The sequence below is a fragment of the Streptomyces sp. NPDC014734 genome (assembly GCF_043083325.1).
In the GTDB taxonomy this organism is placed as follows: domain Bacteria; phylum Actinomycetota; class Actinomycetes; order Streptomycetales; family Streptomycetaceae; genus Streptomyces.
The window spans coordinates 164,107-176,148 of sequence record NZ_JBIBYN010000019.1 but is presented as its reverse complement, the minus strand read 5'-3'; the positions used below and the strand labels follow the sequence as shown (position 1 = coordinate 176,148).

At 70.3% G+C, this 12,042-nt stretch carries 12 protein-coding genes and 1 riboswitch; of the genes, 6 read left to right on the top strand and 6 right to left on the bottom strand.

What is annotated here, in order from left to right:
- Positions 1-214: 214 nt before the first annotated feature.
- The 3 genes from ACF1CT_RS27170 to thrC all read right to left on the bottom strand — a co-directional run bounded on the left by ACF1CT_RS27170 (position 215) and on the right by thrC (position 2,530).
- A complete protein-coding gene (locus tag ACF1CT_RS27170; protein WP_003967346.1) occupies positions 215-421 on the bottom strand; it encodes a cold-shock protein in 207 nt (68 codons plus the stop codon).
- 492 nt (positions 422-913) lie between these two features.
- The gene (locus ACF1CT_RS27165; RefSeq protein ID WP_391786582.1) at positions 914-1,192 is read right to left on the bottom strand and encodes a MoaD/ThiS family protein; all 279 of its coding nucleotides are present in this window, start codon (positions 1,190-1,192) and stop codon (positions 914-916) included.
- A gap of 30 nt (positions 1,193-1,222) precedes the next feature.
- Complete coding sequence (gene thrC, locus ACF1CT_RS27160) at positions 1,223-2,530, bottom strand: threonine synthase (protein WP_391786581.1); 1,308 nt, start codon at positions 2,528-2,530, stop codon at positions 1,223-1,225.
- 18 nt (positions 2,531-2,548) lie between these two features.
- A riboswitch (SAM riboswitch) is annotated at positions 2,549-2,676 on the bottom strand.
- A 154-nt stretch (positions 2,677-2,830) separates the two neighbouring features.
- Between thrC and ACF1CT_RS27155 the strand changes: the two genes are divergently transcribed.
- Together ACF1CT_RS27155 and ACF1CT_RS27150 are read left to right on the top strand one after the other, a co-directional pair.
- Entirely contained in the window at positions 2,831-3,853 is a 1,023-nt protein-coding gene (locus tag ACF1CT_RS27155) for a glucosyl-3-phosphoglycerate synthase (RefSeq protein ID WP_391786608.1), read from the top strand.
- Between the two features lie 177 nt (positions 3,854-4,030).
- Positions 4,031-5,443, top strand: a complete 1,413-nt coding sequence (locus ACF1CT_RS27150) for a trehalose-6-phosphate synthase (RefSeq protein WP_391786580.1) — start codon at positions 4,031-4,033, stop codon at positions 5,441-5,443.
- 64 nt (positions 5,444-5,507) lie between these two features.
- On the opposite strand, the gene ACF1CT_RS27145 is transcribed toward ACF1CT_RS27150, so the two are convergent.
- From ACF1CT_RS27145 to otsB, 3 genes are read right to left on the bottom strand one after another with little or no spacing between them, the layout of a single operon-like run.
- Positions 5,508-8,249 (bottom strand): KGGVGR-motif variant AAA ATPase, encoded by a 2,742-nt coding sequence (locus tag ACF1CT_RS27145; protein WP_391786579.1) that lies wholly within the window; start codon positions 8,247-8,249, stop codon positions 5,508-5,510.
- Positions 8,250-8,251: 2 nt separating this feature from the next.
- The gene (locus ACF1CT_RS27140) at positions 8,252-8,695 is read right to left on the bottom strand and encodes a hypothetical protein (protein WP_391786578.1); all 444 of its coding nucleotides are present in this window, start codon (positions 8,693-8,695) and stop codon (positions 8,252-8,254) included.
- A gap of 30 nt (positions 8,696-8,725) precedes the next feature.
- Positions 8,726-9,604, bottom strand: a complete 879-nt coding sequence (gene otsB, locus ACF1CT_RS27135; RefSeq protein ID WP_391786577.1) for a trehalose-phosphatase — start codon at positions 9,602-9,604, stop codon at positions 8,726-8,728.
- Between the two features lie 132 nt (positions 9,605-9,736).
- On the opposite strand from otsB, the gene ACF1CT_RS27130 reads away from it, so the two are divergent.
- The 4 genes from ACF1CT_RS27130 to ACF1CT_RS27115 all read left to right on the top strand — a co-directional run bounded on the left by ACF1CT_RS27130 (position 9,737) and on the right by ACF1CT_RS27115 (position 12,010).
- On the top strand, positions 9,737-10,432 hold the full coding sequence (locus tag ACF1CT_RS27130) for a class I SAM-dependent methyltransferase (protein ID WP_391786576.1): 696 nt from the start codon (positions 9,737-9,739) through the stop codon (positions 10,430-10,432).
- A gap of 201 nt (positions 10,433-10,633) precedes the next feature.
- Positions 10,634-10,807 (top strand): DUF397 domain-containing protein, encoded by a 174-nt coding sequence (locus ACF1CT_RS27125; RefSeq protein ID WP_391786575.1) that lies wholly within the window; start codon positions 10,634-10,636, stop codon positions 10,805-10,807.
- 240 nt (positions 10,808-11,047) lie between these two features.
- Positions 11,048-11,674 carry a LysE family translocator gene (locus tag ACF1CT_RS27120; protein ID WP_391786574.1) on the top strand — a complete coding sequence of 209 codons (627 nt, stop codon included), beginning with the start codon at positions 11,048-11,050 and terminating at the stop codon, positions 11,672-11,674.
- A gap of 54 nt (positions 11,675-11,728) precedes the next feature.
- Positions 11,729-12,010 (top strand): hypothetical protein, encoded by a 282-nt coding sequence (locus tag ACF1CT_RS27115; RefSeq protein ID WP_391786573.1) that lies wholly within the window; start codon positions 11,729-11,731, stop codon positions 12,008-12,010.
- Positions 12,011-12,042 lie beyond the last annotated feature (32 nt).

Sequence of the window (12,042 nt, the reverse complement as noted above, 5' to 3'; positions counted from 1 at the left end):
CTCGACCCCCGAGAGTGCAAGCGTCCTCGGGGAAGGTTGGCTCGGGGCCGACGGTCCGACGACGGAACTCCGCCCCTCCTCCTCCCGGCCCCGGACACCCCTCCCGACCGCCCCGGCCGCGGGCGCACGCGCGGAGGGCCCGTACCCCTGGGTGTCCCCGGGGTACGGGCCCTCCGTGCGTGAGTGGTGTCGTTGTTGGCCGACCGCGCCGAACTCAGCCGACGGCGAGCTTGACCATGTCCGCCTGCGGCCCCTTCTGGCCCTGCGAGATCTCGAACTCAACTCGCTGACCCTCTTCGAGGGTGCGGTAGCCGTCCATCTGGATCGCGCTGTAGTGGACGAAAACATCCGCACCACCGTCGACCGCGATGAAGCCGTACCCCTTCTCCGCGTTGAACCACTTGACGGTGCCCTGAGCCATGCCTAACTCCCCTATTACTGGCCCTTGCGCAGGACCGCACTTCGCGGACCCGGGTCAGAACCCACCCTCCGACAGGAGAGGGTGTGTGTGCGCCGGAACGCGTCGACCGCGGCTGAATGTATCTGCCCAACTGCCCTCTGCAACAGGTCAATCAGACGAGAATTCCGGGCACGACTGATCGCCCGGATATGAAGGATTCACAAGGTTCCGGGGCAAGTCGGGCCGGGCAAAAGTGACTTATGGCACATGAAGATCGAGCACATTGGCCACTTCTTGTCGTGACCGGGCGCAATCTCATGGGGCGGGCGGCACGCGAAGCTGGGGGACTTCCCACACTCTACCGCGCTCAACCATGCAGAATTGCCCCCTCCGTTTGTTCCGGAGGGGGCAATTCGATAACACCGTGAAACCGCCCGACGGCCGTCCGCCCGCCGCCTGACAGCCGTCCGGCAGCGGGCGGACGGAGGGTCGTCCGACGAAGGCCCGGGAGCGTCAGCAGCCGCCCGCGACGGCGGGGATGATCGAGATGCCGGCGCCGTCCGGCGTCGCCGTCTCCAGCCCGCTCTCGAAGCGCACGTCGTCGTCGTTGACGTAGACGTTCACGAAGCGGCGCAGCTTGCCCTGGTCGTCCAGGACGCGGGCGGCGATGCCCGGGTGGTTCTGCTCCAGGGAGGCGATGACCTGGGAGAGATTCTCGCCGTCGGCCGGAACCTCGGCCCGGCCGCCGGTGTAGGTGCGGAGGATGGTGGGGATACGGACCTTGACGCTCATGGCGGATGCCTTTCTTCGGTCTCGGGAGGATCAGGCGGAGGCGAGGCCGGCGGCGCGGAACGCGTCCAGGCTCGGGCGGATCGTCGCGGTCGCCTGCGAGGTGGCGGCCACCGCGTCCAGCGTCTTGAGGCCGTCCCCGGTGTTGAGGACGACGGTGGTCAGCGACGGGTCGAGCACACCGTTCTCGATCAGCTTCTTCGTCACGCCGACCGTCACCCCGCCCGCGGTCTCGGCGAAGATGCCCTCGGTGCGCGCCAGCAGCTTGATCGCGTCGACGACCTGCTCGTCGTCGACGTCCTCGACGGCGCCGCCGGTGCGGCGGGCGATGTCCAGGACGTACGGGCCGTCGGCCGGGTTGCCGATCGCCAGGGACTTGGCGATGGTGTTCGGCTTCTGCGGCCGGACGACGTCGAGACCGGCCTTGAACGCGGTGGAGACCGGGGAGCAGCCCTCGGCCTGGGCGCCGAAGATCTTGTACGGCTTGTCCTCGACCAGGCCCAGCTTGATCAGCTCCTGGAGCCCCTTGTCGATCTTCGTCAGCTGGGAGCCGGACGCGATCGGGATGACGATCTGGTCGGGCAGCCGCCAGCCGAGCTGCTCGCAGATCTCGTACGCCAGGGTCTTGGAGCCCTCGCCGTAGTACGGGCGGAGGTTGACGTTGACGAAGCCCCAGCCCTCGCCGAGCGGGTCGCCGATGAGCTCCGAGCAGAAGCGGTTGACGTCGTCGTAGTTGCCCTCGATGCCGACCAGCTCACCGCCGTACACCGCGGCCATGACGACCTTGCCCTGTTCCAGGTCGTGCGGGATGAACACGCAGGAGCGGAAGCCGGCGCGGGCCGCGGCGGCACCCACCGCACCGGCGAGGTTGCCGGTGGAGGAGCAGGAGAGGGTGGTGAAGCCGAAGGCGCGGGCGGCCTCGACGGCGATGGCGACGACGCGGTCCTTGAAGGAGTGCGTCGGGTTGCCGGAGTCGTCCTTGACGTACAGGCCACCGGTGACACCCAGCTCACGGGCCAGGTTGTCGGCCTTGACCAGCTTGGTGAAGCCGGGGTTGATGTTGGGCTTGTCCGCGACGTCGGCGGGGACCGGCAGCAGCGGCGCGTAGCGCCAGATGGTGTTCGGTCCGGCCTCGATGCGCTTCCTCAGCTCCTCGGGGGAACCGGTCGGCAGGTCGTACGCCACTTCGAGCGGCCCGAAACAGGACGCGCAGGCGAAAATGGGGCCGAGTTCGAATCGCTCGCCGCATTCGCGGCAGGAAAGCGCCGCGGCGGGGCCCAGGTCGACGGGGGAGGCACCGGCGGAAGAAGCGGTGTCTGCTGCGGCAGTCTGCACGGCCATGATGGCGGAGGCCCTTTCTCCTCATCTTCCTTGCGACGCGTTTCGCCGCAAGACGGAATTGGCACCTTCCCCACCGTGACCTCGCGGTCGGCAGGAGGGTTGCCGGGACTTCAACGGGCCGTTCCCTCAGTCCCTCTGGATGAGCGCTGTGGCACTGGAACACATGGTCCAGGCATTTGTCGGCGGACCGACCCCGACATGCGACGGTCGTCCGCGTTGTTCAAGACTCTAACCGAAGCCCCGGACTGTTGAGATAGTCGTCCGAACCGCGAGATGGATCACATACAGGGAGTATCGACCGTGCTGGAAGAGGCCGAACGCTGGCTGACCAGGCGTTCCTGGTCAGCCGCCGACCGCCCGCTGGAACGCCTCCTGGCGGCCAAGGCGAAGGACCCGCGACGCGGGAGCGTGAGTGTCGTCCTGCCTGCGCTGAACGAGGAGGCGACCGTCGGCGAGATCGTCACGACGATCCGGCGCGAGCTGATGGAGAGGGTACGGCTGGTCGACGAACTCGTGGTCATCGACTCCGGCTCCACGGACAACACCTCGAAGGTGGCCCGGGAGGCCGGGGCCCGGGTGGTCCACCGGGACGACATACTCCCGCGCATACCCGCCGTGCCCGGCAAGGGCGAGGTGCTGTGGCGGTCACTGCTGGTGACCGGCGGGGACATCGTCTGCTTCGTCGACGCCGACCTGAGGGACTTCTCGGCGGACTTCGTCTCCGGCATCGTCGGCCCACTGCTGACCGAACCGGACGTGCAGTTCGTCAAGGCGATGTACGACCGGCCGTTCGGCGACGCTCCCGAAGCCGTTTCCGAAGGCGTCTCCCGGGGCGCCCCCGGTGGCGCTTCCGATCTCACCACCAGCCGGGCCGCCGCCCAGGGGGGCCGCGTCACCGAACTGGTGGCCCGCCCGCTGCTCAATCTGCACTGGCCGCGGCTCGCCGGTTTCGTCCAGCCGCTCGGCGGCGAGTACGCCGCCCGCCGCTCCCTGCTCGAACAGTTGCCCTTCCCCGTCGGGTACGGGGTGGAGCTGGGCCTTCTCGTCGACGCCCTGCACACGGTGGGCCTCGACGCGCTCGCCCAGGTCGACGTGGGGGTGCGCAGGCACCGCCACCAGGACGGCCAGGCGCTCGGCCGGATGGCCGCCGCGATCTACCGGACCGCCCAACTCCGGCTGTCCCGTGGCCATTTGGTCCGCCCCTCGCTCACCCAGTTCGAGCGCGGCGACCACGGCTTCGTGCCGCGTACCCACCCGGTCGACACCGAGGAACGGCCCCCGATGCGCGAGATCGAGGAGTACCTCACCCGCCACGCCGCGTGACCTCGTCGTCAGCCCCGCAGCCCGCCTCGCAGCCCACCTTGTGGCACGTCTCGCAGCCCGCCCCGTCGCCCACCGCACGGCATGACCCCGTCGGGCGCCCTCCATCGGGCCGGGCCCGCCGGGCCCGGCCGGACTTCGCACGTTTGGGCGGTTCGTGATCGGGCTAGATTCCGCAACATGGTCTCCGAGCACGCAGCCCAGCCCGCCGCCCGGCCCCGGACCCGGTCCTCCGCGCAGGTCCTCGTCGCCTCCAACCGCGGCCCGGTGTCGTACACCCTCACCACGGACGGTTCGCTCGACACCAGGCGCGGCGGGGGCGGGCTCGTCTCCGGGCTGAGCGCGGTCGACGACAAGCTCTGGGTGTGCGCGGCGCTCGGCGACGGGGACCGGGAGGCGGTCCGGCGCGGGGTCGGCGAGCCGGGCGTGCGGATGCTCGACATCGACGCCGCCGTCCACGCGGACGCGTACAACGGGATCGCGAACTCGGTGCTCTGGTTCGTCCACCACATGCTCTACCAGACCCCGCTGGAGCCGGTCTTCGACGCGGAGTTCCGGCGGCAGTGGGCGTCGTTCGAGACGTACAACCGGGCCTTCGCCGAGGCGCTCGCCGAGGAGGCCGGGCAGGGGGCGGCGGTCCTGGTGCAGGACTACCACCTGGCCCTGGTGCCCGGCATGCTCCGGGCGCTCCGCCCCGACCTGCGCATCGGCCACTTCTCGCACACCCCGTGGGCGCCCGTCGACTACTTCCGCCTGCTCCCCGACGACATCGCCGAACAGTTGCTGCGCGGCATCCTGGGTGCCGACCGGGCCGCCTTCCTCACCCGTCGCTGGGCGGACGCCTTCACCGGCTGCTGCGCGGAGATCCTGGGCGGCACCGGGGACACCCGGATCGGGGTGCACGGGCTCGGCGCGGACGCGGGCTTCCTGCGCAGACGCGCGCACGAGGCGGACGTGGACGAGCGACTGGCGGCGCTGCGCGAGCAGATCGGCCCCGGGCGGAGGACGATCGTCCGGGTGGACCGGACGGAACTGTCCAAGAACATCGTGCGCGGCCTGTTCGCGTACCGCGCACTCCTCGACGAGCGGCCCGAATGGCGCGAACGGGTCGTCCACGTCGCCTTCGCCTACCCGTCCCGGCAGGACCTCGCCGTATACCGCGACTACACCGCCGAGGTCCGGCGGGTCGCCGCCGACATCAACGAGGCGTACGGCACGGCCACCTGGACCCCCGTCGTCCTGCACGTCAAGGACGACTTCGCCCGCTCGCTGGCCGCGTACCGGCTGGCCGACGTGGCCCTCGTCAACCCGATCCGCGACGGCATGAACCTGGTCGCCAAGGAGGTCCCGGTCGTCTCGGACCGCGGCTGCGCCCTGGTGCTGTCCCGGGAGGCGGGCGCGTACGAGGAGCTGGGCAGCGACGCGGTCGTGGTGAACCCGTACGACGTGTCAGCGACGGCGCAGGCGCTGCACGAGGCGCTGACGATGGCGGACGACGAACGGTCCGCGCGCACCGAACGCCTGGCCGCGGCGGCGGTCGCGCTGCCGCCGCAGCAGTGGTTCCTGGACCAATTGGACGCGCTGCGGGACTGACTCGGCGCCCACGGGCCTGACGCGAACGGGGCTGACACGCCGGTCAGGGGCTCCCGGCAGGCTCTCAGCCCCGCACCACCCGGGCCCGTCCCTTGGTCCGGAAACCGAGTGCGTGCCGGTAGATCTCCGGCAGGCGGTAGCGCCCGTCGTTGTCCCTGGCCAGGGCCCCGGCCTCCTCCAGCGTCACGATGTCGTTGGCGTCGAGACCCACGGCCTCCGCCTCGAAGGGCATCATCACTTCGTCGGCCCTGGAACCGACCGACCGCAGCAGATTCCCGAGGCTCGGGTTCTCCTGTTGCAGCTCCTTCAGCTTCTCGGTGCTGCCCCGCACCAGCGCCGAGCGCAGTGCTGACGGACTGAGCAGCCGGTCCTGCCAGTCCTCGTCGTTCACGGACAGTTCCGCCGCGTCCCGGAGGAAGCGAACGACGTCACGGGCCTGCACTTGCTCGTTGAAGTCGGCGAGAGCGGCGGGAACCCACCGTTCGGTCCACGCCTCCCGTGAGTTGTCCCGGCCGAGTTTCGCGCCCCAGACCGGAATCAGGGCCTGCGTCACCGTGTCCGGAGCCATCAGGGCCAGTTCCTCCTCCGGCCGGTGGACCGCGTCGGCCGTCGTCGCCACCCAGAGGGCGAGACGCAGGGCCTCGTGCGCGTCCCAACGCAGTTCGTACGGGTCGTACCGGTCGAGGAACTGACCGACGTTCTGACGCAGCGAGTAGCGGACCAGGTCCTTGCGGGCAAAGATCACCAGTCCCAGTCGCCGGGCACGCATCATGCGGAACCAGTCCGGCACATCCGTGAACAGCGTGCGCAGCGCGATGCGCTTGGCCTGCGCGTCGGATTCGAGGTCCTGGAAGAAGTCCTCCAGCCCGTCGAACACGAAGAGAACAGGGTTCGACAGGTTGCGGCGCATCAGCACGTTCTCGGCGTCCGCTTCCAGCGCGTGGGGCCCGTCGGCCGCCACGGCCATGCATCGCAGCCAGGTCGCACGCCAGAACCGCTGGTCCTCCCGGCGCTCGCTGTCCAACGCGTCCTGGAGGAGCGAGCGGATGTCGTCCGGTCGTGCGCCCTGTCCCCCGGCCGCGCGGTCCCTCAGTGTCTGCGGCCCCTCGGACGAGGATCCGGAACCGTACTGGTCCATGTTTCCCGGGTCGAGGACGGGGACCACCGGTGCGTCGGCCTGGACCGACTCCTGCGCGTGTTCGGCGAAGGCGGCCCAGCGTCCCGCCGCGCACAGCCGTGCGTAGGTGAAGGTCTTCCCCGAGCCCTTCGCGCCGACGACGACCGCCACCGGCAGACTCGTACGGTGGTCGCCCACCAATCGTCGCAGAGGCTCCGTCGACAGGAACCCGAGACCGCTGTCGAGACCGCTCCGCTCCGCGAAGACCAAGGAGCGGGCTCTCTCGTACAGCGCCCTCCGGCGCTCCTCCAGGCTGCCCTCGCCCTCCGGCGGGAGTCCGTCGGCCGCCAAGGGCACCGGAAGCTCCGGGACCAGCTTCCCCACCAGTTCGCCCACGCCGCATCGCCGCACGACGTCGATCACGTCGTCCCAGCTCCGGGGCAGTGCGAGCAGTTCCTCGCGGAACGGGCTGAGCAGTGGCTCCGCCCGGACGAACGCATCGACACCACCGGTGTCGGCCTCATCGACGTCACCGCGGTCCGAGCCTTGCGACAGGTCCTGATACCTGGCGGTGAAGCGTTCCAGCGACGCCGTCAGACGGGCCTTGGCCTGCTCCGCCTCCGCGGTGTGGGCGTCGAGCCGGTACTGGGTCACGACGGCTGCCGGGGCCGGATCCCGCCCCTCCAGGCAGGGGGCCTTGTTGCCGAGCTGGCAGATGAGGTGCTCCGTCCCCTCCAGGGACTGACTGCTCAGCGTCGTGACGAATACGCGCTGTATCCGCGGGTCCAGCAATACGGGGGCGGAGAGTTCCGAGGCACCGGCACGCAGGTCGACGAGAACGGTGTCCAGACCTGCCGCCGCGGCGAGTTCGGCCAGCGACTCGGTCAGAAAGTAGGCAGGACGGTCCTTCGTGATCAGGTGGGCGGGCTCGATGCGGGGTGGGCCCAGCCGGAGCCTCCTGCTCGCCGGGAGGACGACCAGGACGCCTCCGCCACGATGACGCGCCACCTCCTGATTCGCCAGGTAGGGGGCGGCGATGGCGATCGCCTCCTGCTGTCCGCCTCGCGACGTGCCGTGCAACAGCGCGAGCACGTCCTCGTAGGCGACGTCGCACGCTCCGCCCTGCGCCTGGTACATCCAGGTGATGCCGGGTGCCTCCAGGTCTCCGTCCACGAGCAGGACCCGTCGCCCTCGCCGTGCCAGTTCGTCGGCCAGCGCGACGGCGTGCACGGTGCGCCCCGCTCCCCCCTTGAAGGAGTGGAAGGCCAGCATCTGCACGTCGGAAGCGAACGAATCCCGCGCGGGCCGCTCCATGAAGTCGGCCAGCTCGGCGGTGATGCGACGTTCCATCAGCCGCGGGTCACGACGACTGCGCACGTACTCCGTGTCGGCGACCAGCGTCACCGGCAGCCCGGTCGCTTCCATCCCGGCCGGACGGTCCAGTGCGAGAACCGGCTCCCCCGGCTCGCCGAGAGCCGATCCCGTGCCGAAAACCTTGTCCAGCCATCGGCGGACGTCCGGCTCCTCGGTACCGGCGCGAACCGTCAGCTCCAGGCCGTCCCACCAGGCGTCGGCCTCCACCAACCAGTCCGGCCAGTGCCCTGCCGCCGCCTCGGTGGACAAACGCTCGTCGATGTCGACCCAGGTGAACAGATTGACCGCCTCGGAAGCCCCGTAGCTTTCCACCATCGTCACTCCCCTCCCGTCCTGGACCCCGCGATCAACGTACGCAACGCCTCCAGAGCCCGCGCCTCGTCCTGCGGGTTCAGGTCCGCGCCGTACCGCCATGCCTGATGAAGACTCGGCGGATCGACGGGGGCGGGCTGCCCGGCCCCCTGCCCCGTGCCGCCGTGCACGGCCTTCCGCCGACAGGGAGTCAGCCCGGTCTGGACCGGAGCGGACAACCGCAGCTCCTTCGCCAGCGCGCGCAGATCGTGATTGCGCAGGTGGCCGGGGAGCTGGGAGGTGTCCCGGCTCCCGCTCATGGCCAGGATCTCGGCCTTCAGTCCGCATTCCGCGCTGTAGAAGAGCATCAGACCGGCCGTCTGCGGATCACCTTCGTCCTGGGCCGTCTCGGCCCTGCGCTCCAGCCTGTCCCGGCTCCTTCGTAGCTGCCTCACCCCGACGTCCACCATGGTCGGAAATCCTACTGAATCGGTGATCCCTCAGAGGCGTTCGGCGAGGGCCGCCAGGTAGCGGACGACGCCGGACGGTCCGTCCAGCAGCAGGTCGGCCCGTTCGGCCAACTCGGTGACCTCGGCGCTGCCGCTGCACACCAGCAGACCGGGAATGCCGTCAGGGCCTGCGGAGCGCAACTTCTCGACGGCGGCGTACGCGGCGAGGTCGCCCAGGTCGTCGCCCGCGTACAGGACCGACTCGGCGTCGACCTCCCGCAGGTACCTCTCCAGCGCCACGCCCTTGTCCATGCCCGGCGGGCGCAGCTCCAGGACGAGTCGGCCGGGTTCGACGACCAGACCGTGCCGGGCGGCGAGTTCGTCGAGCGGTTCGCGCAGCGCCTCGAAGGCGCCCTGCGGGTCGTCGGCGCGGCGGGTGTGGACGGCGAGCGCCCGGCCCTTCTCCTCGATCCAGGTGCCCTGCCAGGCCCCGAACCTGTCGAGCACGCCCGGCAGTTCGGCGCGGACGGCGGCAACGCCGGGGTGCGGGGCGGGGGCCTGGACGGTGCCGGAGACGGCGTCCCAGCGTTCGGCGCCGTACGCGCCGAGGACGACGAGGTGGTCGAGCCCCGGCACTCCGGCGAAGCCGCCGTGCCGGACCGCGACCCCGGCCGGTCGCCCCGTGATCACGGCGACGGAGGCCACCTTCGGCGCGAGCGCGGCGAGCGCGGGAACGGCGCCGGGATGGGCGCGGGCCTGATCGGGGTCCGGGACGATGTCGGCGAGTGTGCCGTCGAAGTCGAGCGCGACGACGGCACGGTCCGGGCGCGCGAGGATCGCGGCAAGGGCCTCGCGGCCGGACGCGGTGGTGGGAGTGGGGAACTCGGACGGGGTCTCGCTCGGCGCGGATGCGTGCGGGTTGCTGCCCATGGGGCGAGCCTATAGCGGCGGGGCGGGACGGGGCGGCTCCCCGGTGGCCCCGACCCGACGACCGGCCCGAGACGACCGGTCCGATCCGCTCTTCGCGTCCGGTGCCGGGCCGCACCCACCAGGATGACGCGGGTGACGAACACTCCGGACCTCTGGCACCACTACGGCCGCGCCCGCGCCCGGCAGGACCGCACCGTCCCCCGCACCTTCCGCTGGCTCTGGAGTCAGGACGACGGCCCCGGCCCGGGCCCCGAGGTACTGGGTGGCATCACGGGCGAGGTCGTCGGGGACCTCGGCTCCGGAGCCGCCCGGCATGCCGCCCACCTCGCCACCTATCACGCCCCCGCCCGAGTCGATGCCGTCGATGCCTCACCCGCGCAGCACGTCATGGCCGACGACCTGTTCGGGCATCTCGCACCGCGCCTGCGCATCGTCCGGTCCGACGTCGTACAGCATCTGCGGACGGTGGCCGACACGTACGACGTGCTGTACAGCGTCTTCGGCGCGGTCGACTTCACCGATCCGTCCGAGCTGCTTCCGTTCGTGGCCGCCGCACTGCGTCCCGGCGGCCGGCTGCTGTTCTCCACGCTCGCCCACTACCTGGGCGGCGCGCCCGCGGAACCTGACGTCGTGTCCGCCGACATCCCGGCGAGGACCCCGGACGGGGAGGCGACCACGATGCGCCGCTGGGTGCTTCAGGAACGGGTCTGGACAAACATGCTGGCCGAGTCCGGGTTCACCCGGATCAGCGTCGACAGGCTGCCGTCGACGACCCACTCGCCGGGCAGCGCGGACACACTGTTCGTGACCGCCGTCCGGCGCACGTGAGCCCAGGAGAAGCGGCCCACCGCCGCCCCGGACCGGCGGGGTCGGTGAGTGCAGTGTGCACGCGCCCTTCCTCGCACTCGGGGCAGTCCGAGTCCATCTTTCGTTGCCTGCTGTGACGAACACCTCACACACTGCCGCGTGACGTTCTAACGCCAAAGGGTTTTCCGCTCCCGCACCGCACGGCGTGAAAGGTGATCAAGCGTGGCTACGCGCAAGGAGATCGACGGTTCGGCAGGCGTCGGCAACTGCCTCGAAGTCGCGGACGGCGCCCCCGGCCTCGTCCCCGTCCGCGACTCCAAGCGCCCCGAAGGCCCAGCGCTGGTCGTCAGCGCGTCCGCCTGGACCTCGTTCGTCGAGTCCGTCAAGGCGGTCTGAGCTACACCCGCACGTACTGCGGTTCCCCCAACACCCTGGGGTTGCATGCAGAGCTGGAGGAACCGCGTGCGCGGAATCGGGCTTTGGCGACGGTGCACGCGCCCGACGGGACAGTTCTTGGGCGGCGGGCGCCAGGATTGTTGTTGCTTCTGCCGTGAACGGCAACCTGCCCTGGGCCGTACGTCGAACTGGTCCGGGCAACCGGAGTTTTGGCGCCTGCCTGTTGCGTAGGCTCGTTGCGTGCGGTGGCATCTGGTACTCGGCTTCGTGGCTGCAGTCACACCCCTGACATTGATTCCCGGTACGAGTTTCACGCTGGTCACGCAGCAGGTGATCGCAGGCTCGCGGTCCGACGGCGTACGCGCCGCCCTGGGCTCGGCATGCGGGCTCCTGGTCCATGCGGCCTTTGCCGCGGTGGGACTGTCCGCCCTGGTCATGTCGTCGGCTCGCGCGCTCACCGTGGTGAAGCTCGTGGGCGGCATCTATCTCATCTGGCTGGGCGTGGCGATGTGGCGTTCGGCGCGTCGAGGTGTCGAACCGGCGGCACGCAGGCGATGGCGCCTGCCATGGGCTCAACTCGGATGCTTCGGCCAGGGGTTGTGGTCCAACGTCCTCAATCCGAAAGCAGCGTCCGTCTATCTCACCCTGGTACCGCAGTTCCTGACCTCCAGCCGCTCCATCGCGCCGCAGATCGCCACGCTCGCGGTCGCGCACATAGTGGTTGTACTGGTGTGGCTGCTCTTCTGGGCTTCGGTGGTCGCAGTCGCGCGCACGGCCATCGACACACCTCGATTCCGGCGCGGGATGAGTCGTCTGGCGGGAGCCGTGCTTGTCGCCTTTGGGGTTCGGACAGCGACGGCGTGCTGAGCCCGCACGTTCCAGCCGCGCCGCAGCCGCCGGCCTCGGGGAAATGATCTCGGCGTGACTTGTGTGATCACGGCGTCGAAGCCGTCCCGGACAGCGCCGTTCGCCGGACTGATCCCGCAGCAGTCCGGACGCAGCGTCACGCGTATCCGCGCCGGCCGACCGGGACTCCGCTTCCACATCGACACGATCCTCGGCACCGACGACCTGCTTTCAGTGATCGGCGGCGTCGGCCACGAAAGCCACCCCGGCATCATCGACACGTATCTCATCTGGTTGATCCGCCTCAACAACGGTCAGATGGCCGAGATGTGGGCCTACCAGCGGAGCGTCCCCTGACGCTCCTGCCCCGCACGTCTGGACGATTGCCC

Bases quoted from the DNA above. Each gene is read 5' to 3' on its own strand.
- ACF1CT_RS27150 (WP_391786580.1), top strand. From the start codon at position 4,031: ATGGTCTCCGAGCACGCAGCCCAGCCCGCCGCCCGGCCCCGGACCCGG.
- ACF1CT_RS27145 (WP_391786579.1), bottom strand. From the start codon at position 8,249: ATGGTGGAAAGCTACGGGGCTTCCGAGGCGGTCAATCTGTTCACCTGG.
- ACF1CT_RS27140 (WP_391786578.1), bottom strand. From the start codon at position 8,695: ATGGTGGACGTCGGGGTGAGGCAGCTACGAAGGAGCCGGGACAGGCTG.
- ACF1CT_RS27165 (WP_391786582.1), bottom strand. From the start codon at position 1,192: ATGAGCGTCAAGGTCCGTATCCCCACCATCCTCCGCACCTACACCGGC.
- otsB (WP_391786577.1), bottom strand. From the start codon at position 9,604: ATGGGCAGCAACCCGCACGCATCCGCGCCGAGCGAGACCCCGTCCGAG.
- ACF1CT_RS27170 (WP_003967346.1), bottom strand. From the start codon at position 421: ATGGCTCAGGGCACCGTCAAGTGGTTCAACGCGGAGAAGGGGTACGGC.
- thrC (WP_391786581.1), bottom strand. From the start codon at position 2,530: ATGGCCGTGCAGACTGCCGCAGCAGACACCGCTTCTTCCGCCGGTGCC.